This is a genomic window from Micromonospora sp. NPDC002717, assembly GCF_040295705.1.
Taxonomy (GTDB): Bacteria; Actinomycetota; Actinomycetes; order Mycobacteriales; family Micromonosporaceae; genus Micromonospora.
The window spans coordinates 78851-104447 of sequence record NZ_JBEOVW010000003.1; the positions used below are offsets into that span (position 1 = coordinate 78851).

Annotated in this window: 21 protein-coding genes and 2 pseudogenes; 7 read left to right on the forward strand and 16 right to left on the reverse strand. The window is 75.5% G+C overall.

Annotated features, from left to right (window positions below; translation table 11 throughout):
• Positions 1-13 precede the first annotated feature (13 nt).
• The 3 genes from ABT006_RS06785 (at position 14) to ABT006_RS06795 (ending at position 4010) form a co-directional block, all read left to right on the forward strand.
• Positions 14-1393, forward strand: a complete 1380-nt coding sequence (locus ABT006_RS06785) for an FAD-dependent oxidoreductase (RefSeq protein WP_350703685.1) — start codon at positions 14-16, stop codon at positions 1391-1393.
• A gap of 94 nt (positions 1394-1487) precedes the next feature.
• Complete coding sequence (locus ABT006_RS06790; RefSeq protein WP_350703687.1) at positions 1488-2909, forward strand: WGR domain-containing protein; 1422 nt, start codon at positions 1488-1490, stop codon at positions 2907-2909.
• 222 nt (positions 2910-3131) lie between these two features.
• A complete protein-coding gene (locus ABT006_RS06795) occupies positions 3132-4010 on the forward strand; it encodes an aminoglycoside phosphotransferase family protein (protein ID WP_350703689.1) in 879 nt (292 codons plus the stop codon).
• 12 nt (positions 4011-4022) lie between these two features.
• Here the strand turns inward: ABT006_RS06795 and ABT006_RS06800 are convergent, their stop codons facing one another.
• A complete protein-coding gene (locus ABT006_RS06800; RefSeq protein WP_350703691.1) occupies positions 4023-4832 on the reverse strand; it encodes an Fpg/Nei family DNA glycosylase in 810 nt (269 codons plus the stop codon).
• Between the two features lie 138 nt (positions 4833-4970).
• On the opposite strand from ABT006_RS06800, the gene ABT006_RS06805 reads away from it, so the two are divergent.
• The 3 genes from ABT006_RS06805 (at position 4971) to rocD (ending at position 8203) form a co-directional block, all read left to right on the forward strand.
• Positions 4971-5768 carry a DMT family transporter gene (locus tag ABT006_RS06805; RefSeq protein ID WP_350703693.1) on the forward strand — a complete coding sequence of 266 codons (798 nt, stop codon included), beginning with the start codon at positions 4971-4973 and terminating at the stop codon, positions 5766-5768.
• A gap of 408 nt (positions 5769-6176) precedes the next feature.
• Positions 6177-6992, forward strand: a complete 816-nt coding sequence (gene ddaH, locus ABT006_RS06810; RefSeq protein WP_350704147.1) for a dimethylargininase — start codon at positions 6177-6179, stop codon at positions 6990-6992.
• Entirely contained in the window at positions 6989-8203 is a 1215-nt protein-coding gene (gene rocD, locus ABT006_RS06815) for an ornithine--oxo-acid transaminase (protein WP_350703695.1), read from the forward strand. The genes ddaH and rocD overlap by 4 nt, the downstream gene beginning before the upstream one ends.
• Positions 8204-8267: 64 nt before the next feature.
• On the opposite strand, the gene ABT006_RS06820 is transcribed toward rocD, so the two are convergent.
• Positions 8268-9413: an FHA domain-containing protein gene (locus ABT006_RS06820; protein ID WP_350703697.1), complete on the reverse strand. Its 1146-nt coding sequence runs from the start codon at positions 9411-9413 to the stop codon at positions 8268-8270.
• On the reverse strand, positions 9410-9703 hold the full coding sequence (locus ABT006_RS06825; protein ID WP_350703699.1) for a 4a-hydroxytetrahydrobiopterin dehydratase: 294 nt from the start codon (positions 9701-9703) through the stop codon (positions 9410-9412). Before ABT006_RS06825 ends, ABT006_RS06820 begins: the two co-directional genes overlap by 4 nt.
• A 186-nt stretch (positions 9704-9889) precedes the next feature.
• Here ABT006_RS06825 and ABT006_RS06830 point away from each other — a divergent pair, with 186 nt between their 5' ends.
• The gene (locus ABT006_RS06830; RefSeq protein WP_350703701.1) at positions 9890-10657 is read left to right on the forward strand and encodes a hypothetical protein; all 768 of its coding nucleotides are present in this window, start codon (positions 9890-9892) and stop codon (positions 10655-10657) included.
• Positions 10658-10713: 56 nt separating this feature from the next.
• On the opposite strand, the gene ABT006_RS06835 is transcribed toward ABT006_RS06830, so the two are convergent.
• The 13 genes and pseudogenes from ABT006_RS06835 to ABT006_RS06890 all read right to left on the reverse strand — a co-directional run bounded on the left by ABT006_RS06835 (position 10714) and on the right by ABT006_RS06890 (position 25591).
• The gene (locus ABT006_RS06835; RefSeq protein WP_350703702.1) at positions 10714-11763 is read right to left on the reverse strand and encodes a fatty acid desaturase family protein; all 1050 of its coding nucleotides are present in this window, start codon (positions 11761-11763) and stop codon (positions 10714-10716) included.
• A 143-nt stretch (positions 11764-11906) separates the two neighbouring features.
• A complete protein-coding gene (locus tag ABT006_RS06840; RefSeq protein ID WP_350703704.1) occupies positions 11907-15623 on the reverse strand; it encodes an SCO7613 C-terminal domain-containing membrane protein in 3717 nt (1238 codons plus the stop codon).
• A 47-nt stretch (positions 15624-15670) separates the two neighbouring features.
• Positions 15671-15991 carry a divalent-cation tolerance protein CutA gene (cutA, locus tag ABT006_RS06845; protein WP_350703705.1) on the reverse strand — a complete coding sequence of 107 codons (321 nt, stop codon included), beginning with the start codon at positions 15989-15991 and terminating at the stop codon, positions 15671-15673.
• A 9-nt stretch (positions 15992-16000) separates the two neighbouring features.
• Positions 16001-17017: a 1-acyl-sn-glycerol-3-phosphate acyltransferase gene (locus ABT006_RS06850; protein WP_350703707.1), complete on the reverse strand. Its 1017-nt coding sequence runs from the start codon at positions 17015-17017 to the stop codon at positions 16001-16003.
• Positions 17017-17850 carry a patatin-like phospholipase family protein gene (locus ABT006_RS06855; RefSeq protein WP_350703709.1) on the reverse strand — a complete coding sequence of 278 codons (834 nt, stop codon included), beginning with the start codon at positions 17848-17850 and terminating at the stop codon, positions 17017-17019. The genes ABT006_RS06850 and ABT006_RS06855 overlap by 1 nt, the downstream gene beginning before the upstream one ends.
• A 123-nt stretch (positions 17851-17973) precedes the next feature.
• Positions 17974-19035: a glycosyltransferase family 4 protein gene (locus ABT006_RS06860; protein ID WP_350704148.1), complete on the reverse strand. Its 1062-nt coding sequence runs from the start codon at positions 19033-19035 to the stop codon at positions 17974-17976.
• A gap of 188 nt (positions 19036-19223) precedes the next feature.
• Positions 19224-19895, reverse strand: a complete 672-nt coding sequence (locus ABT006_RS06865; RefSeq protein WP_350703711.1) for a BON domain-containing protein — start codon at positions 19893-19895, stop codon at positions 19224-19226.
• A 173-nt stretch (positions 19896-20068) separates the two neighbouring features.
• On the reverse strand, positions 20069-21751 hold the full coding sequence (locus ABT006_RS06870) for a trypsin-like peptidase domain-containing protein (RefSeq protein WP_350703713.1): 1683 nt from the start codon (positions 21749-21751) through the stop codon (positions 20069-20071).
• A 62-nt stretch (positions 21752-21813) separates the two neighbouring features.
• A pseudogene (locus tag ABT006_RS06875) lies at positions 21814-23025 on the reverse strand (HAMP domain-containing sensor histidine kinase); the annotation flags it as partial.
• Positions 23026-23207: 182 nt separating this feature from the next.
• Positions 23208-23373 (reverse strand): annotated as a pseudogene (locus ABT006_RS35075) (two-component sensor histidine kinase); the annotation flags it as partial.
• A complete protein-coding gene (locus ABT006_RS06880; RefSeq protein ID WP_350703717.1) occupies positions 23370-24071 on the reverse strand; it encodes a response regulator transcription factor in 702 nt (233 codons plus the stop codon). The gene ABT006_RS06880 and the pseudogene ABT006_RS35075, both read right to left, overlap by 4 nt.
• A 75-nt stretch (positions 24072-24146) precedes the next feature.
• Positions 24147-24764, reverse strand: coding sequence for a PadR family transcriptional regulator (locus ABT006_RS06885; protein WP_350703719.1), 618 nt, complete (start codon positions 24762-24764; stop codon positions 24147-24149).
• Complete coding sequence (locus ABT006_RS06890; protein ID WP_350703721.1) at positions 24761-25591, reverse strand: DUF4097 family beta strand repeat-containing protein; 831 nt, start codon at positions 25589-25591, stop codon at positions 24761-24763. The genes ABT006_RS06885 and ABT006_RS06890 overlap by 4 nt, the downstream gene beginning before the upstream one ends.
• Positions 25592-25597 lie beyond the last annotated feature (6 nt).

Genomic DNA, 25597 nt, shown 5'->3' on the forward strand with positions numbered 1-25597 from the left:
CAGGATGGTCCCCGTGGCGCAACGGCTGATCGTCATCGGTGGGGACGCGGCGGGCATGGCGGCGGCGTCCCAGGCGCGCCGCCGCCGCGACCGCGGCGATCTGGAGATCGTCGCGTTCGAGCGCGGGCACTTCACGTCGTACTCGGCCTGCGGCATCCCCTACTGGATCAGCGGGCTGGTGCCCGAGCGGGACGAGCTGATCGCCCGCGACCCGGCGACGTTCCGGGAGAAGTTCGCCATCGACGTCCGGACGCGGCACGAGGTCACCGCCATCGACCTCGACCGGCGCGAGGTGGTCGCGCGGGACCTCGGGGGCGGCGGCGAGGTCCGCGAGCGGTTCGACACCCTGGTGTACGCGACCGGCGCGGTGCCGACGAAGCCGGACTGGGCGCGTACCGACACCGGCGGGGTGTTCGGCGTGCAGACCCTCGACGACGGCGCGGCGCTGCGCGCCTGGCTGGAGTCCCAGCCCCGGCCGCGCCGGGCGGTCGTGGTCGGTGGCGGCTACATCGGCGTGGAGATGGCCGAGGCGCTGATCCAGCGCGGGCTCTCCGTCACGCTGGTGGAGCAGGGCGAGCAGCCGATGTCCACCGTCGACCCGGACATGGCCGAGCTGGTCACGGACGCGATGCGCGCGATCGGCATCACCATCCGCACCGGCCTCGCCGTCACCGGCCTGGAGGAGACCGACGGCCGGGTCTCCGCGGTGGTCACCGCCGAGGGGCCGATCCCCGCCGACCTGGTCGTCCTCGGTCTCGGCGTACGCCCCAACACCGCGCTCGCGGAGGCCGCCGGCCTGCCGCTGGGCGTCACCGGCGGGGTCCGGGTGGACCGCCGCATGCGGGTGCAGGAGGTGCCGGACGTCTGGGCCGCCGGCGACTGCGTGGAGACCGTGCACCGGGTCACCGGGATGCCGGTGCACGTGCCACTGGGCACCCACGCCAACAAGCAGGGCCGGGTGGCCGGCATCAACATCGGCGGCGGGTACGCCACCTTCCTCGGCGTGATCGGCACGGCCGTCACCAAGGTCTGCGACCTGGAGGTGGGGCGCACCGGGCTGCGCGAGCGGGACGCCAGGGCGGCCGGCTTCGAGTTCGTCTCCCTGATCGCGCAGTCCACCAACCGCGCCGGCTACTACCCGGGCTCCCGCCCGATGACGGTGAAGCTGATCGCGGAGAAGCCCAGCGGCCGGCTGCTCGGAGCGCAGATCGTCGGCTGGTCCGAGGCCGCGAAGCGGATCGACACGCTCGCGGTGGCGCTGTGGAACGGTATGACGGTGGACGACATGACCGCCCTCGACCTCGGCTACGCCCCGCCGTACGCCCCGGTCTGGGACCCGGTGCTGATCGCCGCCCGCAAGGCCGTCGACGCCCTGTCCGCCACCGTCCGGTAGTCCGGCCGGTCCTTGTCGGGGGTGGCGGTTACCGTGTGCCCGCTGTCGCCGCGCCGGCCACGTCGGGCCGGTCGCTGACCCCTCGGAGGCCCCCTTGTCGCAGGAGACGACCTACCTCGAACTGTCCGAAGTGGACGGTGGCGCGCACAAGTTCTACGAGGTCGTGGTCGACGACGCCGCGCTGACCGTCCGCTACGGCCGGATCGGCGACCAGGGCCAGGTCAAGACCACGGCATACCCGGACAACGCCCGGGCCCGCGCGGCCGCCGCCAAGAAGATCGGCGAGAAGGTCCGCAAGGGATACGCGCCGGCCGTGCGCGGCGCCCGGCAGAAGCGCGCCGTCTCCCGGCGACAGATCGTCAGCACCCGCTCCACCGCCCGCACCGCCCCGGTGCTCTGGCGCTACGACTCCGGCGCCCCGGCCTTCGGCATCTTCGTCGACGGGCAGACCTGCATGGTCGGCAACGAGCGCGGCGTCATCACCACGCTCGACCACGACGCCCGGGTGCTCGACCAGGTCCGCCTCCCCGACGGGGTGAAGTGCATCGTCGCCGACGACGCCTGGATCTACGCGGGGTGCGACGACGGCAACGTCTACGACCTGTCCGGCAAGGTGCCCCGGGTGGCGTACGCGATCGCCCCCGACATCGACATCTACTGGCTCGACATCCACGACGGGGTGCTGGGCGTCTCCGACGCGGACGGCGGCATCGCCGCCGTCGACCACGAGGACGAGTTCCTCTGGCGCCGGGCGGGGCGCGGCCGGTCGGCCTGGATGGTGCGCTGCGACGCCGACGCGGTCTACCACGGCCACTCGCAGGGGGTGACCGGCTACGACTGGCGCACCGGGCAGGAGCTGTGGCACACCCGCACCGGCTCGGTGCTCTTCGGCTGGCAGGAGCCCGGCGCGGTGTTCGCCGGCACCGGCACCCGGGAGGTGGTGCGGCTGGCGAAGGACGGCCGCACGGAGCGCACCTACCGCTGCGACGCCCCGGTCTTCTCCTGCGCCACGGCCGAGGGCGGCCGGTTCGTCTTCGCCGGTGACAGCCAGTCCTCGATCTACTGCTTCGACGCGGCCGGCAACCGGCTGTGGAAGCTCGGCACCGGCTGCGGCTCGGCCTACTCGATGCAGTACCACGAGGAGCGGCTCTACGTGGTCACCACCGGCGGCTACCTGGCCTGCGTCGACGCCAGCGAGCCGGCGATCCGGGCGGCGGAGGCCGGCAGCGTGCCGGAGGTGGTCGACGTCAAGGCCCCGCCCCGGCTGCCGGAGCCGGCGGCGTGGACGACGGTCGAGGTGACCAGCGACGTCGACGGCGGCGTGGTGGTGCAGTGCGTCGAGGACCGCGGCCGGCTGCGCGTGCACGTGCTCTCCCCCGGCTACCGTCCGGACTGGTCGGTGCAGTTCCCCAAGGGCATCCGCGAGCCGGGCGCGCGCTACCTGGTCACCCAGGTCCGCGAATCCGGCCGGGGCGGCTTCTACCGGGCGTACGGCGACATCCGCCGGCTGCGCTGAGATGCTCCGGTCCGGGGGCGGTGCGGGACCGCCCCCGGACCGGTCACCGGCAGGTCCAGCGCACCGTCCAGCCCTTGTTGTTCAGGACGGTACGCCAGCTGTCCAACCCCGACTGTTCACGGCTCCGGTGGTCACGTCGGCCTCCGTGGGGTTCCCTGTTCCAGACGGCCCCGGCCCGGAAACGGTTGTACGCGACACGCCGGCGTGGCCGAGGATGACCGGATGGCCGTGGACCTGGAGATCCCCGACGGGCTGCGCTGGACCGAGGAGGTCGAGGCGGGCCGGGCGTGGCGGGCGGTGCTGCCGGCCCGGCTGGCGGAGTGCGTCGAACGCTGGCAGCTGCGGGTGGGACGCCCCTTCCCGTACGCCTTCGCGTCACTGGCCCTGCCGGCCGCGCTGCCCGACGGCACGCCGGCGGTGCTCAAGCTCCAGTACCCGGACCCGGACAGCGTGCACGAGGCGACGGCGCTTCGACACTGGGCCGGGGCGGGGGCGGCCCGGCTGCTCGCGCACGACCCGGAGCGGCGGGCGCTGCTGGTGGAGCGGTGTGTGCCCGGCACTCCGCTGCACGAGCTGCCCGCGGACGCGGCGCTGGACGTGGCGGTCGGGCTGTTGCCCCGGCTGTGGCGACCGGCCGGCCCGCCGTTCACCCCGCTCGCCGAGGAGGCCGCCGGGTGGTGCGAGCGGCTGCCGGTGAACTGGGAACGGGCCGGCCGGCCGTACGAGCGGCGGCTGCTCGACGCGGCGCTCGGGCTCCTCGGCGACCTCGTCGGCAGCCAGGGTGAGCAGGTGCTGGTCAACCAGGACCTGCACGCCGGCAACGTGCTGCGGGCCACCCGGGAGCCGTGGCTGGTGATCGACCCGAAGCCGCTGACCGGCGAGCGGGAGTTCGGCGTCGTGCCGCTGGTGCGCGGGGCGGAGCTGGGGCACTCGCCGGACGCCGTCCGGCACCGGCTGGACCGGCTGAGCGCGGAACTGGGGCTGGACCGGGAGCGGGTGCGGAGCTGGACGGTCGGGCAGACGCTGGCCTGGAGCATCGGCGAGGGGCAGGTCTTCCCCCGGCAGGTCGAGGTGGTCCGCTGGCTGCTCGATTCAGGGTGAGCGCGTCGGGCGTCAGGCCGGTTGGCAGGTGGGGCACCAGTAGAGGTTGCGGCCGGCCAGCTCGCCCCGGCCCACCGGCGTGCCGCAGACGTGGCAGGGCGCGCCGGGGCGGCGGTAGACGTACACCTCGCCGCCGTGCCGGTCGACGCGGGCGGCGCGGCCCATCGCCTCGGGCAGGTGCGCGTCGCGGACGGTGTCGATCCGGCCGCGCGTGACGGCGAGCCGCATCAGCGTCACCAGGTCGGCCCAGAGTGCGTCCCAGCCGGCGCGGGGCAGCCGCCGCCCCGGCAGCGTCGGCGGCAGCCCGGCCCGGAACAACGCCTCGGTGACGAAGATCAGCCCGGTGCCGGCCACCACCGACTGGTCCAGCAGCAGCGCGGCCAGCGGCGTGGGGCTGCGGGAGATCCGGGCGTACGCCCGGTCGGGGTCGGCGTCGGCGCGCAACGGGTCGGGGCCGAGCCGGCCGCGCAGCGCCGCCACCTCGGGTGGGGTGAGCAGTTCGCAGGCGGCCGGGCCGCGCAGGTCGAGCCAGTGCCGGTCGCTGGTCAGCCGCAGCCGCACCTGGCCGACCGGCTCCGGCGGGTCCCCCGCGCCGTCGGTGAACTTGCCGTAGAGCCCGAGATGGACGTGCAGCGTCAGCTCGCCGGCGTGGTGGTGCAGCAGGTGCTTGCCGTACGCCTCGGTGGCCTCCAGCACCGTGCCGCTGAGCCGGGCCGCGCCCTCGGCGAAGCGGCCCTGCGGGCTGGCGGCGTGCAGCTTGTCGCCGGCGAACAGCTCGGCGTGCCGCGCGGCGAGTCGGTGGATGGTGTGTCCCTCAGGCACGACGGCAACGGTAGCCGGGACGGGGCCGGCGCCGACGCGGCCGGGTGTCGCGGAGGTCGCGGCTGGGTACCTCGGGTTCGTTACCGCGCGGGCGCCACCCGCTCCATCGGCCGCCGCGCATTCATCAGGAGGTGTGTTGTGGTCAAGATTCCTTCCCTGTCGCGCCGGACGGAGCCGGCACCGACGGACGACGACGCGGGCGGCCGGGACCGGGCCGAGGACACGGGCCGGGCCGACCGCCCGGTGGTGACCGACCGGGACAGCGACCAGGCGACGTACCGCAGCGGCGCCGCGACCGGAGCCGACGGTCGGGCGACCGGAGCCGACGGTCGGGGCGGCGACGCCGAGCGGCGGGCGGCCGAGCGCGCCGCCGTCGCGCGGGCGGCCACCGCCCGGCCGGCCGACGACGACACCCGGCGCAACCCCCGGATCACCGACGCGGACCCGGCCCTCGAACGGACCGTCGACGGCCGGACGGTCGACCTGGACCGGGACGCGGCGGCGGCGCGGGTCGCCGGGACGGACCGGGACCGCCCGGTGGACCACCCCGTCGACCGGGACGGCGACGGCGTCGCCGACCGCGCCCCGGAGCGGTCGGTGGTCGCCGGCCCGAAGCCCCGGGCCAGCCTGCTCGCCACGCTCGGCCTGGTCGTCGGCGTCGCCGGTGCCCTCTTCGTGCTCACCGGCACCCTCGCCGGGTACGGCATCGGGCTCGGTGCGGTCGGCGCGGTCCTCGCCGTGCTGGGTCTCGTGGCCACCCGGCGCCGGCACATCGCGGGCAAGACCGACGCCCTGCTGGGCATCGCGTTCGGCCTCGGCGCGGTGGTGCTGGGCGTGCTCGCGATGACCGGCCAGTTCGACTGGCCGACCACCGACGGCGACTGGGTGGGGCGCCTGCGGGAGTGGCTCGACTCACAGTTTGCGGACCGCTTCTAGCGGGCACTGTCGGGCTCGCCGGCGGTGCGCCGGCAGTGCCGGTGGTTCATGGTTCATCGGCGACGCCCGACCAGCCTGGTGGTTCACCAGCCGGGCACATCCTTTCGGGGGCGGCGGTTCGCCGCCCCCGAAGTGCGTCCGGGGCCGGTTGGACCGGCGGCGCGCTGCTTCGCTCCGTCGCAGGGCTGATCGGGCGAGCGGTCCACGCCGGCCCGGACCACGGCCGTCTCCGCCAGGACGCAACGATTCGACGGCTGCACGGTCTCATACGCAACGATCGTCCGCCCCACGCAACCATCACCGGTGGATCCTGTCGGCCCGGCCCGCATAGCGTTGACGGACGGCGCCAGCCCCGTGGGTCGAAGATGGCCGGGGCGCGCCCGACCCCCTGGGAGCAGGACAATGACGATGGACGCCACCAGCCAGCGCTTCCTGATGTGCCGGCCGACGTACTTCGCCGTCGACTACGCGATCAACCCGTGGATGGACCCGACGGCCCCGGTCGACGCCGACCTCGCCGTCCGGCAGTGGGAGCAGCTGCGCCAGATCTACCGGGACCTGGGCCACACCGTCGAGGAGATCACTCCGGTGCCCGGGCTGCCCGACATGGTCTTCGCCGCCAACGGCGGCACGGTGATCGACGGCAGGGCGATGGCCGTGCAGTTCCGCGACCCGCAGCGCGCCGACGAGGCCCCCGCGTACCGCGCCTGGTTCGAGGCCGCCGGCTTCGAGATGCACGACCCGAAGCACGTCAACGAGGGCGAGGGCGACATCCTGCTGGCCGGCGACTTCCTGCTGGCCGGCACCGGCTTCCGCACCGCGCACGCCTCGCACGCGCAGCTCCAGGAGGTCTTCGGCTACCCGGTGGTCACCATGCAGCTGGTCGACCCGCGCTTCTACCACCTGGACACCGCGCTCACCGTGCTCGACGAGCGGACCGTGGCCTACCTGCCGGAGGCGTTCTCGCCCGGCAGCCGGGCCGTGCTGCGCCGGCTCTTCCCGGACGCGGTGCACGCCACCCTGGCCGACGCCGAGGTCTTCGGGCTGAACGCGGTCAGCGACGGCCGGCACGTGGTGCTGCCCGCGCAGGCCACCGGCCTGGCCGCGAAGCTGCGCGACCGGGGCTACGAGACCATCGGCGTCGACCTGTCCGAGCTGCGGAAGGCCGGCGGCGGGCCGAAGTGCTGCACGTTGCGACTCCGTCAGGGAAAGGCGAGCAAGTGATCGAGGACATGCTGCGGACGCCGGAGGCGGTCCGCGACGCGGAGCGGTGGACCGCGCACAACTACCACCCGCTGCCGGTGGTCATCTCCTCCGCCGAGGGCGCCTGGCTGACCGACGTGGACGGCCGCCGCTACCTCGACTGCCTGGCCGGCTACTCCGCGCTGAACTTCGGGCACCGGCACCCGCAGCTCGTCGCGGCCGCGCACGCGCAGCTCGACAAGCTGACCCTCACCAGCCGGGCGTTCATCCACGACCAGTTCGCCGACTTCTGCCGGGAGCTGGCCGAGCTCTGCGGCAAGGACCTCGTGCTGCCGATGAACACCGGCGCCGAGGCGGTGGAGACCGGCATCAAGGTGGCCCGCAAGTGGGGCTACCAGGTCAAGGGCGTGACGCCGGGCGAGGCCAACATCGTGGTCGCCGAGGGGAACTTCCACGGCCGCACGACCACCATCGTCAGCTTCTCCACCGACGAGGACGCCCGCGCCGACTTCGGGCCGTACACCCCGGGCTTCACGGTCGTGCCCTACGGCGACCTGGACGCGCTGACCGCCGCCATCGACGAGAACACCGTCGCGGTGCTGCTCGAGCCCATCCAGGGCGAGCAGGGCGTCGTCGTGCCGCCGGAGGGCTACCTGCCGGGCGTACGCCGGGTCTGCACCGAGCGGAACGTGCTCTTCGTCGCCGACGAGATCCAGTCCGGCCTCGGCCGCACCGGCGCCACCTTCGCCTGCGAGCACGAGGGCGTCGTACCGGACATGTACCTGCTCGGCAAGGCGCTGGGCGGCGGCATCGTGCCGGTCTCCGCGGTGGCCGCGAACTCCGACGTGCTGGGTGTGCTGAAGCCGGGCCAGCACGGCTCGACCTTCGGCGGCAACCCGCTGGCCTGCGCGGTCGCCACCGAGGTGGTCCGGCTGCTGGCCACCGGCGAGTTCCAGCGCCGCTCGACCGAGCTGGGCGCCCGGCTGCACGCCGGCCTCCAGTCGCTGGTCGGCAGGGGCCTGGTCGCCGTACGGGGCCGCGGACTGTGGGCGGGGCTGGACATCGACCCGGCGCTGATGAGCGGCCGGGAGGCGTGTGAGCGGCTCGCCGAGCGCGGCGTGCTGGCCAAGGACACCCACGGCTCCACCATCCGGCTCGCCCCGCCGCTGGTGATCACCGAGGAGGAGATCGACCACGCGGTGGCCCAGCTCGCCGCCGTGCTGGCCGGCTGACCCCGTACGACAGCGGCGGGCGTCGGGACCACGGTCCCGGCGCCCGCCGTCGTTTCCCCGACAGTCAGCGGGGCAGGCGCATCGCCATCGTGGGGGCCTCGGCCATCACCGAGTTCGGCGTGTACGGCGCGCCGGCGGGAAGCTCGCCGGGCCGGCCGATCTGCACCCCGGGGTAGAGCTCGACCATGTCGCCCTCGGCCACCACCCGCGACTGCTTCGGCGCCAGCGGGACGCGGTCGCTCTCCGCCATCGACCCGCCCGGCCGGATGCCGGAGCCGTTGGTGCTCACGTCGGTCACGATCACCTCGCCGACCCGCAGCTCGAACCGGAGGTGGCTGCGGCTGATCCACCGGCGCGCCTCGTCGTTGAGCCACTGGCCGAGCACGATCCCGCCGGCCTGGTCGGGCGCCCGGCCGACCAGCGCCGGCTGGTCCTCGGTGAGCACGAAGCGGCGCCGGATCAGCCCGCCGACGCGGACGGCCAGGACCTCGCTGCGCGGTCGCGGACCGGCGTCGCCGAGCCGGACGCCGTGCCGCGGGCAGGTGGGCGCGCCACCGCGCAGGGAGGGCGGAGGCTGGGCGGCGGGGCTGCGCTCCACCCGGGCCAGGTCGGCGAAGGACCCGCCGCCCCCGCCGCCGAAGAGCGCGCAGCCCGGCTCCGGGCAGCGCCACTGCCGGGAGAGCAGCTTCACGCCGGCCGGCGACCGGTCGCCGGCGACCGGGGTGTGCCCGCCGCCGACGTGGGCGACGAAGGCCGGCCCGCCGGCGCCCGGCACCGGGGCGAGCACACGGCCGGGCTGCTCGACCAGCCACGGGTAGCGCCCGCGCAGGCCGTCCGTCCGCACCCGGGTGAGCACCGGCAGCCCGAGCAGGTCGGCCACCTCCAGCATCCGGTCGCCCGGGTTGTCGAGCACCTCGACCAGCCCGTCGTCGGCCCACCGGCGGACCACCATCCGCTCGTTGGAGGTGAGGTCGGCGTCGGAGAGCAGCGCCCGGTGGACGACCGCGTAGACGGGGACGCTGTCCTCCTCCAGCTCCCGGGCGAGGGCGTCGATCACCATGCCGAGGCGGAGCAGGCTGGCCGGCCGGCCGCCGTCGAGGTCCTGGTAGCGGATCACCTCGGCCAGGTCGAGGACGGCCCGGGCCAGCGACGGGTCGGTGCAGACCCGCCCCTCGATGGCGTCGAGCACCTTGCTGATCTCGAATCTCATCGGACGCTCCCCACGATCTCGTCGATCCGCCGGGCCAGTTCCAGATCACGCCGGGTTACCCCGCGCGCCGAGTGCGTCACGCAGCGGAACGTCAGGGTGCGCCAGCGGATGTCGATGTCGGGGTGGTGGTCCAGCTCCTCCGCCGTCACGGCGACCCGGTCGACGACCGCGATGGCCTCCGGGAAACTGGCCAGCTCCACGGTGCGGGTGATCCCGGTCGGGTCTCCCGACCAGCCCGCCAGCCCGCCCAGCTCGTCTCGCACCGCCTCGGCGGTGAGCACGTCTGCCATGGGGAGACCCTACCGGGAGGGGTCGGAACGACGCCGACCAGCGGCGGGAGGTGTGTCCCACCCGGCAGGCGGCGGGGCGGGACATAGATCCACGGCTGTGGGTGGCGGACGTTAGGCTGACCGGCGGCCCGGCCGGGCCGCGACCGGCGTCGCCCCCGGCCCACCCTGCCAGAGGAGATTCTCAGCATGAACACTCGACGGCTGGCGACCACGGGGGTCGCTATCGTCGCCGCGCTCAGCCTCGGTCTCACCGGGTGCGGCACGAAGACGGACGCGGACGCTCCGGCCGGCAACGGCACCGGCGCGGCACCCGCCAGCTCGGCCCCGGCGGACGCCCGTGCCGAGCTGACCGCCGCCGCGCAGAAGCTCAACCAGCAGAGCGTCCGGATGGAACTGAAGTCGGCGGTCGTCAACGGCAGCGGCGTGATGGACCCGGCCACCAAGACCGGCGACATGACGATGAAGCTGGGCGCGGAGGGCACCTTCCGGATCCTGCTGCTCGGCGACGACGCCTACCTGAAGATCACCGGTATGCAGGGGATGCCGAAGAAGTGGCTGCACATGGACACCACCAAGCTCGGTAAGAGCGGCCAGTTCAACCTGATGCCCGAGGGCGACCCGGGCGGCGCGAAGCAGATGATCGAGAGCGTGGTGGACGTCGAGAAGACGGGCACCGGCAGCTACGCCGGCACCCTCGACTACACCCGCACGAAGGCCGACGACCCGTCCATCAAGGCCCTCGGCGAGAAGGCCAAGGCCGTCCCGTTCACCGCCAAGGTGGACGACCAGGGCCGGCTCGTCGAGTTCGCCATCGACACCAGCGTGCTGCACGAGTCGCTGGGCATGATGACCACCACCTACTCGGACTTCGGCGCCCCGGTCACCGTGAAGAAGCCCGCCGCGAGCGACACGCAGGAGGCCCCGCAGGAGCTGATCGAGTCCATGGGCTCCTGAACCCGACCGTACGGAGGCGGGGGCGGCGCCGGTCGGCGCCGCCCCCGCCGCGCGTCTCAGCCGCGCAGCGGCCGGCCCACCTCGTGCAGGTGCGCGAGCGCCTGGCGGTACGACTCCACCAGCCCCGTCTCGGCGTACGGGATGCCCCGCTCGACGCAGTACGCGCGCACGATCGGCTGGGCCCGGCGCAGGTTCGCCCGCGGCATGTTCGGGAACAGGTGGTGCTCGATCTGGTAGTTGAGCCCGCCGAGCGCGACGTCGACGAACCGGCCGCCCCGGACGTTGCGGGAGGTCAGCACCTGCTTGCGCAGGAAGTCGAGCTCGTCGTCGGCGGTCGGCATCGGCATCCCCTTGTGGTTGGGGGCGAACGAGCAGCCCATGTAGAGGCCCCAGAGTCCCTGGTGGACGGCGACGAACAGCAGCGCCTTGCCCGGGGACATCGCCAGCAGCAGCCCGCCGAGGTAGCCCACCGCGTGCAGGCCCAGCAGCAGCGCCTCCACCCTCCGGCGCCGCATCGGGGTGCGGAACCCGCCGTCCGGCTCCCGCCCGACGACCGCCTGCACGCTCGCCACGTGCAGGGCGAGCCCTTCCAGCAGCAGCATCGGGAAGAACAGCCACGCCTGCCGGCGGGCGAGCCAGCGGTTGACGCCGCGCGTCGCGGCGGCCTGCTCGTACGTCCAGACCAGCGCGCCCGCCCCGACGTCCGGGTCCTCGTCCTCGTGGTTCGGGTTGGCGTGGTGCCGGTTGTGCTTGTCGACCCACCAGCCGTAGCTGAGCCCCACCGCCAGGTTGCCGGTGAGCAGGCCCACCGCCTCGCTCGGCCCGCGCCGGCGGAACATCTGCCGGTGGCCGGCGTCGTGGCCGAGGAACGCGACCTGCGTGGTGGCGACGGCCAGGAACACGGCGACCAGGAGCTGCGCCCACGAGTCCCCGACCAGCCCGACCGCGACCCAGCCCGCCGCGAAGACGCCCAGGGTGAGCACGATCCGCGTCACGTACCGGCCCGGGCGCCGCTCCAGCAGCCCCGCCCCGCTGATCCGCCGGGACAACTGTGAGTAGTCACTGCCCCGCCGTACCGGCGGGTCCGCCACCGCTGCGAGCACCATTGCGGCTCCCGTTCTCTCGATCCGGGTACCGCGCCGGCCGGCGCGCCCCTGCCGTCCAGTCTCCCGAGCACGGTTGCGCTGAGTAACCCTGTCCACCCCCCGAGCGGGGGTAGGGCAGGCCCTACCCCCACGCACCCCGGCGGTCAGCCCATCCGGCCGACGGCGGCCCGGAGCCGGGCCAGGTCCCGTCGCCGTCGCTCGTACGTGGCGGCGAGGCCGATCAGCGCGAACCCGCCGACGGCCAGGAAGATCCACCGGGGCAGCAGGTCCCACCCGCGGACCAGCTCGTGCAGCGCGAGCAGCGCCAGGGTGACCCCGCCGAGCAGCACCGGCGCCTGCCAGCGACGGGTCGCCCCGGCGAGCACCGTGCCGAGCGCGGCGGCCCCCAGCAGCAGCCGCCGCCACGGCTGGGGATCCGGCGCCACCAGCACCGACACCAGGCTCGGCAGCAGCGCGGCCGCGAGCCCCGGGCCCAGCGCCAGCCAGCTGGTCAGCCCGGGCCGGGTGCGCAGCGCCGCCACGCCCGCCCCGAGGGCCAGCGCCGCCGCCGGCACCGTGTACGCCTCCAGGACCGCCACTCCCCCGGCGGCCAGCAGCAGCCAGCCGCCGAGCAGCTCGCTGCCCCCGGCGATGCCCGCGAACGACCAGCGGCGGCCCGCCGGCTCGCCCGGGCGCAACACCCGCAGCGCGACGGCGGCGCCCCACAGCACGCAGACCGCCGCCGCGTGCCGGAGCGCCCCGACCGCGAGCAGCAGCGCGACCAGCGCCACCGCCTGGGCGGCCGCGTCCAGCACCGCCGCCGGGGCGGACCCTCGGCGGGCCGGGGCGGCCCCGACCTGCGCCCGGTGGCCGCCGAGCAGCGCGGCGGCGGCCAGCGTGAGCACCGCGACGGCGAGCACGCTGAACGCGGCCGTCCGCAGCGGCAGCCCGCCGGCCAGCGGTGCGGTGACCGCGAAACCGGTCGCGGCGGCGACCGCGACCAGGCGACCGACGAGCCGGGCGTCGTCCCGGCGGGCGGCCACGCCGACCACGGTCGCCGCCACCACCAGCACGCCCAGGCCGGCGAGCGTGCCCGCCCTGGTGGCCAACAGCCCGAGCAGCCCGGAGGCGGTCAACGCCAGCCCCACCGGCACCCCGACCGGGGCGAGCAGCGGGCGCGGCGCGGCCAGCGCGGCGACCAGCACCGCGACCACCCCGACGGCCAGCGTGGCGGCCGGCACCACCGGCCACGGCACGCCGGCGGCGACCAGCAGCACCGGCAGGGCGGTCGCCGCGAACGGCAGCGCGACGAGCGCGGCCCGCCACCACCCGCCGCGCGCCGACGCTCCGCCGCCGGCCCCGACGGCGCCTGGCATGCCGGCACCGGACCCGAACGCACCCGGCGTGCCGGCACCGCCCCCGACGCCGCCGGACCTGCCGGCACCGGGCCGGACCGCGCCCGGGACAGCTCGATCGGGCCCCGCCGCCAGCAGCGCGGCCACCGCCAGCGCGGCCAGCGCCACGCCGACCGGGAACGCCTCCGGGACGGGCTCGACCGCAGGCGCCCCGGACCAGGGCGACACCCCGCCGTACGGGGCGAGGAGCACCGTCAACGCCACCGGCGCGGCGGCGGCGAGGGAGATCACCAGCAGCCCGGCGCCGGCCACCCGCAGGACGGTGTCGGAGCGCGCCGCACCGCTCAGCGTCGCCAGCAGGACCGCCACGGCGGCGTAGAGGGCCACCGATTCGTCGGCCGGTACGATCACCGGCGCCAACCCGACCGGCGCGACCGCCACGGCGAGCCCGACGGAGGCGTACGTCCGCAGGTCGGGCCAGTGCCGGCGGACCGCGAGCAGCCCGACCGGCAGCACCGCGACGGCGGCCAGCGCCGCCCGCGCCTGCCACCAGGCCGGCGCGCCGGCCGCGATCAGGGCGACGGCCGCGACGGCCGGCACCGCGGGCGACGCGACGGCCAGGGACACCCCGGCGATCCCGCGTTGGACGGCCGTGCCGCGCCGCCCGGCGGCGGCCACGGCGAGCCCGGCGGCCAGGACCACCGCGAGTGCCGCCCCCACCCCGCCGGGGGCGGCGAGCCCCACCAGCAGCCCGTGCCCGAGCAGGAGGGCTCCGGACGCCGCCGCCGTCACCGTCGTCCCGGACCGGGCGCCGGGCCGCCCCACCCCGACGGCCAGCAGGCCCACCCCCGCAGCCAGGTCCAGGGCCACCACGGCGGGCCACGGCGACGGCCAGCCGGCGGGCACGGCGAGCACGGTGGCCGCCACGGCGAACGCGGCCAGCGCCGGCCGGGCGGCCCGGGGCAGCAGCAGCCCCACGGCCGCCAGGGTCAGCGCGATCACCACCGGCAACTGCCAACCCCGGGCGATGTCCGGCCCGGCGGCGGCACCGTGCCACGGCGGCAGCGACCGACCGACCGCACCGCCGGCGAGCACCACGGCCCCCAGCACGGCGAGCTGGGCGGTCCCCCCGGCCACCAGCAGCGCGCCGACCCGGGGACCGGTCCGCCAGCCGGCGGGCAGCAGCCGCACCGCGCCGGCCAGCGCCACCACGACCAGCGCCGTGAGCACCGGTGCCGTCCCCAGCTCCGCGACGGGGCGGACGACCGCCCCGGCCAGCACCGGCACCAGCAGCCCGGCGGCGACGGCGCGGAACACCCGACCGCCGGTGAGCACCGCCGCGCCGAGCAACGTCAGTGCCACCAGCAGCAGCGGGCCCCCGGCCAGCAGCGGGGTGCCGGCGGCCCGGCCGAGGGCCAGCGGCACCAGCGCGCAGCTCGCGGCCACGGCCAGCGCGCCGGCGTACCCGATCCAGGCGACGACGCGCCCGGCGATGACCACCGGACGCTCCCCCGATCCGCCCACCGCACCGGGTGGCGCGACCGTCGGCCCCGGCACCGCCACCGCCGGCGTGGGTGCCCCGGTCCCGGGGGACGCGACCGTCGGTGGCCCGCCGGCCGGGGTCGCGGCGCCGCCCGCCGGGCCCCGAGGCCGCAGCGCGACCAGCACCGCCAGGTCGAGCAGCGCCACCCCGACGAAGACCACCGCCCAGCCGGCGGCGTCCGGCCGGGCCCCGACGGCGAGCAGGGGCAGCACCGGATGCGCGGTCACCAGAGCCGCGAACCACGGCACGGTCAGCCCGCTGAGCCGGGCGTAGCCGGCCGCGACCGCCGCGCCGGCCCCCCCGACCAGCGCGGCGTAGCGGGTGCCGGGCCAGCCGGCCACCCCGAACAGGTCCACCGTCCAGGCGGCGTACCCGTCGAGGAGCACCAGCAGCAGCCCCACCGCGGCGAAGGTCTCCGCCGTGCCGCGCAGCCCCCGCCGCACCGCCACCAGCGGCGCGGCCAGGGCGAGCGCGGTGAACGCGGCCAGGATCAGGGCCCGGCCGGCGACCCCGACCGCCGCCCAGGCGACCGCCGTGAAGACCACCGCCGCGGTGCCCAGCAGCAGTCCGCCGAGGACGAAGAGCAGGCTCTGGACCGTCCGGGTCGAGGTCTCCGCCCCGCCCACGGCGGCCGGCGCGGGAACCGGCGCGACCGGCCCCCCGGCGGGCCACGCCGGCGCCGGGCGGGCCGGCGCGAACGCCGGGACGGCGGCGGGAACCGGACGCGCGGCGGGGCCGGGGAACTCCGCCCGGATCGCGGCGGCCAGCTCCGCCCGGCGCCGCCGGCTCGCCGCCAGCCGGTCGGCGAGCCCCTGGTACGCCGCGCGGGCCCGCTCGACCTCGCCGCCGAGTGCGACGATCTCCCGGTCGAGCCGGATCACCTCGGCGGCGGCCGGGTACGGCGGTCGCCCGCAGCCGGAGCAGCCGGAGCCGAGGGAGGCCGGCGCGCCGCAGGCGGGACAGGGGTAACCGGTGTTGTGCACCCGGCCATTGTCGGCCGGCTCCCGTCACGGCTCCAGAGTGCGCGTACTCAGGGGCGGGTGTGCTCGTGCACCCAGGCGGCGTACGCGGGGTCGCCGCTGTCCACCCGGGTCACCAGGATCTCCGGCACCTCGTACGGATGGCTGGCGCGGATCTGCTCCACCAGCGCGGCGGCCCGGTCCGGCGCGGTCTTGAACTGCACCGACCACTCGGTGCTGGTCTCCACCCCGGAACGCCACCAGTAGGTGCTGTCCACCTGGCCGCCCACCTGCGCGCAGGCCGCCAGCCGTCCGGCGACGGCCGCGGCCGCCAGTACGTCGGCGACCGACCGCGCGTCCACCACCGTCGTCACCACGCAGATCTGGTCCACCAGCGCACCCTACGCGGCGCCGTCCCGATTGGCCGCGATCCACTCGTCGATCCGCGCCCACCAGTCGAAGAGCCAGTCGATCCGCTCCTGCCGGCCGGTCGGCACCTCCTCGGGCGGCACCGACCAGAAGCGCATGACGATCCGCTTGTCCATCGGCAGTTCCCGCCACACGTCAGCCACGGTGAGCATCCGGTCCAGGCCGGTGTGCGCCACGAAGATCACCCCGGCGTCGGGGGCGGCGTCCAGGGCCGCGAGCAGCCCGCCGGGCTGCGGGGCGAGCACGTGCCGCATCCGTTCCGCGCGCAGCGCCATGCGCTCCAGACCCAGCGCGCGCAGCCGCGCGATGGCCCGCAGCCGGCGGCGCGGGGTGAAGTTGCCGCCCTCCGGGAAGATCACGAAGGCGTCGTCGTCGTCCAGGCCCTCCGCCAGGTGCCCGATCTGCTCGGTCACCGAACCCCGCCCGTCCGGGCCGGGCGCGAGGAAGCGGTTGGGCAGCCGGTTGAGCAGCACGTCGATCGCCGGATCCCACTGGAGGCTGTCCTTGAGCACGATCCGCGGCTCCCGGTTGAACCAGTTCACCAGGGCGTGGATCAGGATGAACGAGTCGCCGGGGCCGGCATGCCGGCAGAGCACCAGTTCCGGCCGGCCGGGCAGGGCCGTGTCGGGGTCGGTGCCCACCACGTCGATGCTCAGGTGCAGCGTCCAGCGGGCCTGCCAGAAGAGCACCCGCAGGAACCAGCCGGCGAGCACGTAGTGCGCCCGCTGGAAGGCCGGCGAGCGGGCCCGCCAGCCGAAGCCGGAGGCGACCCAGAGCCCGAAGAGCGCGAGCAGCGCCGCCGCGTCCCAGACCAGGTAGACGCAGCCGATCCAGAGCAGTCGCAGCGGCCGGAGCCGGCCCGGGACCAGCGGCGAGGCGGCCGCCGCGAGCAGCGCCCAGACCGGCAGGGTGGTCACCACCAGGAAGGCGAGCAGCACCACGCCGGGGGCCAGGAGCACCCGGCGCAGCCACCGCGGCGGCAGGGGCATCAGCGCTGCACCTGGGTGGCCAGGTAGTGCCGCGAGGCCGTGTAGGCCCGGCTGATCCGCCGCCCCACCGCCGCCATGTCCCGGTACGCCCACGGCGTGTCGTCGCGCGGGTTCAACCCGCCGGTGGGCAGCACGTGCACCTCCACCCCGTCGGGCAGGGCCGCCATCTCCCGGGCGAACCGGTGGCGCCGGGCGATCTCGAACGCGACCTGGGCGATCTCCCAGGGTCGCCGGGGCGGGCTCAGCTCCCGCTCGATCCGCCCCACCTGGAGTACGAAGATCCGCCCGGCGCCGGCGGCGACGGCCTCGCCGATCGGGATGGAGTTGACGATCCCGCCGTCGACGTAGTGCTGGTCGCCGATCTGGGCGGGCGGCAGCAGCCCCGGCACCGAGGCGGAGGCCAGCACGGCCGGCACCAGCGGACCGCTGTCGAACCAGTGCTCGGCGGCCCGCTCGATGTTCGCGGCGCAGCAGCGGAACGGCACCCGGAGGTCGGCGAAGGTGGTCTCCGCGCCCAGCTCGCTCTCCAGCAGCTTGCGCAGCGGGCGGGGCGAGTGCAGGTGGGTCCGGGCGGCGAACCGGCGCAGTTGCCGGGCCACCGAGTCGCCGTACACCTCGCTCGCCTCGGGCGAGGCCCAGAGCCGGACCAGCCGGTCGGTGACCGCCTCGGACGGTTCGGCGGCGACCAGGGCGCCGTTGACCGCCCCGATCGACGTGCCGAGCACCATGTCGGGCCGGATCCCGGCCCGGAACAGGGCCCGCAGCATGCCCACCTCGACCGCGCCGAGGACTCCCCCGCCCCCGAGCACGAACGCCACCGGTCCCCGCGCCATGGCCTCATCCTGGCACGGGCCGGAAAGCGGCCGCCGGGTGCCGGTGCCGGCCGGCCCCGGCGCGCCGGACGGCGCGGCCTGAGCGGGCCGCCGGAGAGGCCGGTCAGGTACGGCCGACCGGGGTCAACGCCCGGCCACCCGGGCCGGCTCCCGGACCCCGGCGGACCGGGCCGCGTCGGCGATGAAGCGGCGGTACACGTGCTCGTATCCGGCGGCCATCTGGGCGGTGGAGAAGTTCTGCGCCACGTGCGCGACGCAGTCCGCCGGGTCGAGGCCGGGCACGGCACGCAGCGCGCCGGGCAGGTCGTCCACGCCCTCGCAGATCAGGCCCGTCACCCCGGGCCGGACGAGTTCCGGCACGGCCCCCCGGTTCAGGGCCACCACCGGGGTGCCCGTTGCCATGGCCTCCACCATCACCATGCCGAACGGCTCCTCCCACTGGATCGGCATGATCAGGCACCGGGCCTCGACCAGCAGCCGCAGCGCCTCCGCCCGGTCGGCGTCGAGCACCACGTGGACGTCCTCGCCGAGCAGGGGCCGGACCGCCTCGTCGAAGTAGCGGCGTTCGGGCGGCTCGTTGCACTTGCCGGCGAGCACCAGCGGCAGGCCGGCCACCCGGCACGCCCGGATGGCGACGTCCGGGCCCTTGTCGGGGCTGAACCGGGCCAGCCAGAGCACCGGGCCGTGGCTGGGCGCGGTCTTGTGCGGGATGCCCTGGACGTCCATCGCGTTGTGCACCGTGCCGACCCAGGGCAGTCGCGGGTTGAGCCGGCGCTGGGCGTGGGAGATGGCGACCAGCCCGACGCCCGGGTCGGTGTCGCTGAGCACGGTGCCGTACTCGCCCACGGGGTTGCCGTGCACGGTGGCCACGGTGGGGACCGCCCGGCGGCCGGCGACCAGCGGGCCGATCGTGGTGTGGTCGTGGACGACGTCGAAGTCGGCCGCGTCGACGAGGTGGTTGACCCGGGCCAGGTGGGCCAGCTCGGGCAGCGCCTCGCCGAGCCGCTCGTACTGCAGTTCCGGCACGGTGGAGACGAAGTCGGCGGGGGTGCCGTGCTCCTGGCCCGCCCCGAACACGGTCACCGCGTGTCCCCGCTCGTTCAACGCCTCCACCAGGCCGGTCACCACCTGTTCCAGCCCGCCGTAGCCGGGCGGGGGCATCGACAGCCACGGCGGCACCACCATCGCGATCCGCAACGGCCGTTCCGCCGCCCGGTCGGTCGGCAGGTGGTTCACGGCCACGAGTCCTCCCCGTCGGTCGATGGTGCAGGTGGGCAGCCGGCGTCGATGTGCGCTCCGGCCGGTCACCCCACACGGCGGGATCGATGGCGGTTTCCCGGTGACGGCACGGCTAAACCGGACAAGCCGGGCGTTCACCCGCCCACGAGGAGCCGGTCCCGCACCGCCCGCACTCCGGCGGCGGACCAGGCCAGCCGCTCCGCCTCGTCCCGTTCCCACCAGGAACGGACCACGCCCCCGAGGATCACCGTGTCCCCCTCCAGCTCGACGGTCACCCGTTCGGTGCCGATCCCCCGCAGCAGCGCCCGCTGCAGGTCGCGCCGGATCCGCTCGGCGTCCGGACGGGCGGCGGGGCGCACCTCGACCAGGTTCGTCACCCCGCGTACGCCGCGCAGCCGGCGCACCTCCCGTTCGGCGGTACGCCGCTGCCAGCCGAACTCCACCTCGCCGCGCAGCATCACCCACCCGTTGGCCACCGTGACGTCCAGCAGCTCGGCGGGGACGAAGCTGTCCCACTCCAGCGCCCGGCTCACCGCGATCGCGATCTCGGCGTCCGTATGCCCCGCCTCGCCGGGCAGGCGCACCTCGATGTCGTCGGCGACCGCCCGCACCCCACGTACGCGCTGCGCGCAGCGTTGCGCCGCCCACTTGCGGGCGGAGCCGTCCACCCAACCGGTCAGCGTGACCACGCCGTCGGCGACGGTCACCCCGATGTCGTTCGGCTGCACCTGGGCGTCCCAGGCCAGTTCGTCGAGCACGTCCCGTTGGATCCGGTCGTCGGTCCGGACGGCCGCTGCCGTGGTCATCGCATCCCTCCGTACGCCTCGCCGGGTCTGCCACCGACGATGCCGGGCCGACGGGTGACGGCGGCTCACCCGCACCGGGCGAACCGCCGTCAGAGGAAGCGGCGGGTGACGGAGCCAACCCCCTTGGCCCCGCCACCCGCCGCCGGAGGGAGGAGGAAAGTCTCGGTTACGTGTTACGACGTCTCGGCGAGCGTCACGGTTGCCGTGGATTCGGCGCCGTTGCGCTTGTAAATCACCGCCACCCGGTCGCCGACCTTGCCGGCCTGCACGGCGCCGACCAGGTCGTCCGAGTCGTTGACCGGCTTGTCGCCGAACCGGGTGATCACGTCGCCGCGCTGGAGCCCGGCCTTCTCGGCGGCGCTGCCGGAGGTGACGGCGGCGACCAGCGCCCCGCCGCCCTCGGCGGCCGTCACGCTGACCCCGAGCGACGGGTGGCTGACCTTCTCGCCCCGCTGGAGCTTGCCGGCCACGTCCTTGGCCTTGTTGCTGGGGATCGCGAAGCCGACGCCGATGTTGCCGGTGCTGCCCTGACCGGCGGTGGCGATCGCGGTGTTGATGCCGATCACCTCGCCCCGGGTGTTGACCAGCGCGCCACCGGAGTTGCCCGGGTTGATCGGCGCGTCGGTCTGGAGCAGCCCGGCGATCGAGCTGGCGCCCTGGCCCGGCTCCTGCCGCTGCTGGCCGCTGCCGGCCTGGATGGTGCGGTCGCGAGCGCTGAGGATGCCGGCGGTGACCGAGCCCTGGAGGCCCAGCGGGCTGCCGAGGGCGAGCACCTGGTCGCCGACCTGCATCGCGTCGCTGTCGCCGAACGTGGCCGGCTTCAGGTCGCTGACGCCGGCGGCCTTCACCACCGCCAGGTCGGTCTTCGGGTCGGTGCCGACGATCCGGGCCTGGGCGGTCTTGCCGTCGGCGAAGACCACCCGGACGCTGTCCTGGCCGGCGGAGGCGACGACATGGTTGTTGGTGAGCACGTAGCCGTCGGCGGTGAGGATCACGCCGGAGCCCTCGCCGCTGTCGGTGGCGATGGAGACGACGCTGGGCTGCACGGCGGCGGCGATCCGGGGCAGGTCGGCGCTGTTGATCACCGGCGCGGCGGAGTAGGTGCGGGTGGTCCCGGAGTCGCCGTCCACGGCGAGCGCGAGCGCCCCGCCGGCGACGCCCGAACCGAGCATCAGGGCGAAGACCGCGACGCCGGCGCCGGCGAGCTTGGCGATCCGGCCCGGCCGGGGGCCGGCCGCCGTCGCGGGGGCCCAGGGCGGCACCGGCTGGCCCGGGTGGTGGTGCGGGTGCTGGCCGTAGCCCGCCCCCAGTTGTCCCGGCTGTCCCCCGCCGCTCCAGCCGGACTGCTGGCCGTACCACGGCGCGCCCGGGTACGGCGTGCCCTGCGGCTGGCCGGGCTGCCCGGCCGCGTGCGGGTGGCCGCCCGGGGCCTGGCCGGACACGGGGTAGGGCGGGGCGGGCGGGCCGGCCGTGGCGGGCGGGAACGGTCCCGCCGGGGTGGGCTGCCCGGCCGGGACGCCGGGGCCACGGACCGGGTCCGGGGCGGTGGCGCCCTCGGGGGCGCGGGCCGGCTCCGGGGCGCGCATCGCGACGTCGCCCGCGACCGGGGCGTCGGTGGACCGGCCCGGCTCGGCGGTACGGAAGGCGTCGCCGCCCGTCGCTTCGGGTGCGGCCGACGCCGGGGCGGCGAATGCGGCCGACGCCGGGGCGGCGGTGTCGCCGGGGGCGGCCGGGGCCGGGTCGGGGTGGGAGTCGGACTGCGCGCGCTCGACGCGCGGCAGCTCGGCGGTGGGGTGCGACGGCTCGGCGTCGGTGGCGGCCGGCCGGCGCTGCGGGTCGGACTCGTACTCGGTCATACATCCACCCTCGCTCGGAGCACTGCGACCAGCCTGGAACCGGCCTGAATGTTGGCTGAAAGTCACTCGCCATCACCCTCGATGTCCGGCACGAGCGGCAGCCGGACCCGGAAGGTCGCGCCCCCGCCCGGGGTGTCGGCCACCTCGACGGTGCCATGGTGCGCGCGCACCAGCGCCGCCACGATGGCCAGGCCGAGCCCGGTGCCGGTGTTGCCGCCGGCCCGCCGGGTACGCGCCGCGTCCACCCGGTAGAAGCGCTCGAAGACCCGCTCCGCCTGGTCGGGGGTGAGCCCGGGGCCGGTGTCCGCCACCTCCACCACGGCCAGGTTGCCCGACTCGGCCCGCAGCCGCAGGGTCACCGAGGCGTCCGGCGGGGTGTGCGTGAGGGCGTTGGTCATCAGGTTGCCGATCACCTGGCGGAGCCGGGCGTCGTCGCCGTAGACCACCAGCGGGCCGGACCCGGGCTCGATCTCCAGCTCCACCCGGCGCTCCGGCGCCACCACCCGGGCGGCCTCGACCGCGTCGCTGGCCAGCACGGGCAACTCCACCGGGGCGAGGGCGAGCGGCCGTTCCCGGTCCAGCCGGGCCAGCAGCAGCAGGTCCTCCACCAGCAGCCCCATCCGGGCCGCCTCCTGCTCGATGCGGCGCAGCAGGTCGGCGGTCTGCTCCGGCGCGCTCGCCGCGCCCTGCCGGTACAGCTCGGCGAAGCCCCGGATGGTGGTCAGCGGCGTCCGCAGCTCGTGCGACGCGTCCGCGACGAACTGCCGCATCCGCTCCTCCGAGCGCCGGGCCCGCGCCTCGGACGCCCGCGCCGCGCCGGCCGCGTCCCGCGCCGTGGTCTCGGCGGCCCGGGCGGCGGTCTCCGAAGCGGCCCGGGCGGTGAAGGCGGCCTCGATCTGCGTCAGCATGGCGTTCAGCGCCCGGGAGAGCCGGCCCAACTCCGAGGTCGGGACGGGTTGCCCCTCCTCCGGGTCGGGCACCCGCCGGGTGAGGTCGCCGCTGGCGATGGCGGCGGCCGTACGCTCGATCTCCACCAGCGGTTTCAGGCTGGTCCGGACGATCGCCGCACCGATCGAGGCCAGCAGGATCAGCACCGACCCGCCGACCAGCAGGTCAATCCAGATCAGCTGTTTGACGGCCTGGTCGACGTCGGTGAGGTGCTGGCCGACGGCCAGGATCTCGCCGTCGTCCAACTGGGTGTAGAGCATCCGCCAGCGAGACCTGTGGTCCTGCGCGAGCACCGTGCGCGGCTCGCCGGTCAGCGCGGCGAACCCCTCGGTGGTGCTCGGTAGCCGCGGCAGCTGTTCCGGGCGGATGTTTTGGCTGTCGTACTCGGGCGACATCACCCCGGCCGGCTGGGCCAACGAGATGATGAAGTCGCTGGGTAGCGTGGTGGTGCTTTTCCGGCCTTCCTTGTACAGGTTCAGCACCGCGGCCACCGAGCCGGTGGTGCGGCTCAGTTCCTCGTCCACCTGCTCGATGAGGTAGCCCCGGAGGAAGACGGTGGTCAGCGAGCTGATCACCAGGAGGGCGGCGGCGACCAGGGTCAGGACCGCGGCGACCAGCTTCACCCGCAGCGGGACGCCACGCAGCCATGCCTTCCCCTGGTGGACCGGGTTCACGCCGCCGGCTTGCGCAGCACGTACCCGACGCCCCGCAGGGTGTGGATCAGCCGGGGCTGGGTGTTGTCCACCTTGCGGCGCAGGTAGGAGATGTAGGACTCGACGATGTTGTCGTCGCCCCGGAAGTCGTAGTTCCACACGTGGTCGAGGATCTGGGCCTTCGACAGCACCCGGTTGGCGTTCAGCATCAGGTAGCGCAGCAGCTTGAACTCCGTCGGCGAGAGCTGCACCCGCTGACCGGCCCGGTGCACCTCGTGGGTCTCCTCGTCCAACTCCAGGTCGGCGAAGGTCAGCCGGGAGGGCGCCTGCTCGCCGGTGCTGGTCCGCCGCAGCACCGCCCGGATCCGGGCGGTCAGCTCCTCCAGGCTGAACGGCTTGGTGACGTAGTCGTCCCCGCCCAGGGTCAGCCCGCGGATCTTGTCGTCGGTGGCGTCGCGCGCGGTGAGGAAGACCACGGGCGTGCGCGCGCCGCCCTCGCGGAGCATCCGGATGACCTCGAAGCCGTCCAGGTCGGGCAGCATCACGTCGAGCACGACCAGGTCGGGCCGGTGGTCCTTGGCGGCGTGCAGGGCGGCGCTGCCGCTCGTCGCGGTGGCCACGTCGAAGCCCGCGAAGCGCAGGCTCGCGGAGAGCAGTTCGAGGATGTTGGGATCGTCCTCGACGACGAGCAGTCGCGCCTCGGTCTGGGTAGCGGCCATACGCCCATCATCCGCGCTCTCGCTGCGTCCGCGCTGGGCACTTCCTGGAAAAAGCCTGTGAGCCGACCGCCGTGGTCAGCGCAGGAGCCGCCGCAGCCCGTCCAGCGCGCCGTCGAGCAGCCGGATCGCCGTACGCAGCTGCGAGTCGGTGAGCCTGCGGGCCCGCACCAGGGCGCCCACCTCGACGGCGAAGGCCGCCAGCCGCTGGTCGAACTCGGCGAGCGGCGTCGTTCCCGGCCCTGCGACGGGGCCGGGGGCGGGCGCCGGACCGGGCGCCGGGGGCGTCCAGCGGGCCCGTCGGGTCTGCCGCGCCGCCTCGCGCAGCTCCCGCTTCAGGTCGCGGACCGAGCCGCGTACCTCGTCGCGGATCTCCCCGGCCAGCGCGGACAGGTCCTCGACCGAGGCCGCGATGTCCGACTCCAGGGCGGCCAGCTCGCCGGCCCGCTGGCGCAGCTCGGCCCGGCCGGCCTCGGTGATCTCGTAGACCTTGCGGCCGCCGACGGCGGTGTGGGTGACGAGCCCGTCGGCCTCCATCCGTTGCAGCCGGGGGTAGATGGTGCCGGCGCTGGGCGCGTAGTGGCCGAGGAAGCGCTCCTCCAGCAGGCGGATCAGCTCGTAGCCGTGCTTCGGGCCGTCGTCGAGGAGCTTGAGCAGGTAGAGCCGGAGCCGCCCGTGACTGAACACGGCGGTCACGGCAGCTCCTCTTCCTGGTTGTCCACCGGGCGGGCGAGCAGCGCGATGCTGCCCGAGGTGGCGGAAGCCCAGAGCTTACCCTCGCCCGCGCCGAGCACTCCCTCGCTGTCGACCACCGCCCCGGGGGCGGCGCTGCCCCGCACCTGGGCGAAGCCGCTGGTGATCCGGCCCGACGTGGTGTGCAGGCGCACGGCGAGGTCGCTGTCCTCGCGGACCCGGACGGTGATGCCGCCGGAGATCGTGCTGAGCCGGATGTCGCTGCGCCGGGGGTTGTCCAGGTCGCAGGTGATGGCGCCGGAGACGGTGCCCGCGCGCACCTGCCCGGCCGCGCTGTCGGCGAGGGTCACCTCGCCCGAGACCGTCTCCAGGTCGAGGTCGCCGGACACGCCGAGCGCCTCGACCGGGCCCGACGTGGTCCTCGCCGACGTCGGGCCGCGCAGCCCCATCAGCGTGATCCGCCCCGCCGTCACCTCCGCCCGGGTCCGGCCGCACAGGCCCGACGCGACCAGCGAGCCCTCGACCAGTTCGAGGTCGGCCAGCACGTCGGCGGGAACCGCGACGGAGACGTCGGCCCGGGTCAGCCGGGACAGCGGCCCCATCCACCAGACGAACTCCGACCACCACCGGCGCCGCTGCTGGCGTACGGAGAGCCGACCGTCCCGGTGCTCGACCAGGACCGGCCGGCGACCGACCCGGGTGACGTCGACCCGGGCCGGGCCGTCGGTGGCCACCACGTTGAGGCGGCCGCCGAGCGGGTGGACGTCCAGCCGGGTGACCGGCCCGTCCAGGGTGAGCCGCTGCGGGGCGTCCACGGTCCAGCCGGTCATCGGTCC

Bases quoted from the DNA above. Each gene is read 5' to 3' on its own strand.
- ABT006_RS06860 (WP_350704148.1), bottom strand. From the start codon at position 19,035: ATGGTGGTGCCGCCGTGGCTGTCGATGCCCCCGCCCGGCTACGGCGGG.
- ABT006_RS06835 (WP_350703702.1), bottom strand. From the start codon at position 11,763: ATGGTGCTCGCAGCGGTGGCGGACCCGCCGGTACGGCGGGGCAGTGAC.
- ABT006_RS06830 (WP_350703701.1), top strand. From the start codon at position 9,890: ATGAACACTCGACGGCTGGCGACCACGGGGGTCGCTATCGTCGCCGCG.
- ABT006_RS06850 (WP_350703707.1), bottom strand. From the start codon at position 17,017: ATGCCCCTGCCGCCGCGGTGGCTGCGCCGGGTGCTCCTGGCCCCCGGC.
- ABT006_RS06795 (WP_350703689.1), top strand. From the start codon at position 3,132: ATGGCCGTGGACCTGGAGATCCCCGACGGGCTGCGCTGGACCGAGGAG.
- ABT006_RS06825 (WP_350703699.1), bottom strand. From the start codon at position 9,703: ATGGCAGACGTGCTCACCGCCGAGGCGGTGCGAGACGAGCTGGGCGGG.
- ABT006_RS06855 (WP_350703709.1), bottom strand. From the start codon at position 17,850: ATGGCGCGGGGACCGGTGGCGTTCGTGCTCGGGGGCGGGGGAGTCCTC.
- ABT006_RS06880 (WP_350703717.1), bottom strand. From the start codon at position 24,071: ATGGCCGCTACCCAGACCGAGGCGCGACTGCTCGTCGTCGAGGACGAT.
- ABT006_RS06865 (WP_350703711.1), bottom strand. From the start codon at position 19,895: ATGACCACGGCAGCGGCCGTCCGGACCGACGACCGGATCCAACGGGAC.
- ddaH (WP_350704147.1), top strand. From the start codon at position 6,177: ATGGACGCCACCAGCCAGCGCTTCCTGATGTGCCGGCCGACGTACTTC.
- ABT006_RS06890 (WP_350703721.1), bottom strand. From the start codon at position 25,591: ATGACCGGCTGGACCGTGGACGCCCCGCAGCGGCTCACCCTGGACGGG.
- ABT006_RS06870 (WP_350703713.1), bottom strand. From the start codon at position 21,751: ATGACCGAGTACGAGTCCGACCCGCAGCGCCGGCCGGCCGCCACCGAC.
- ABT006_RS06820 (WP_350703697.1), bottom strand. From the start codon at position 9,413: ATGAGATTCGAGATCAGCAAGGTGCTCGACGCCATCGAGGGGCGGGTC.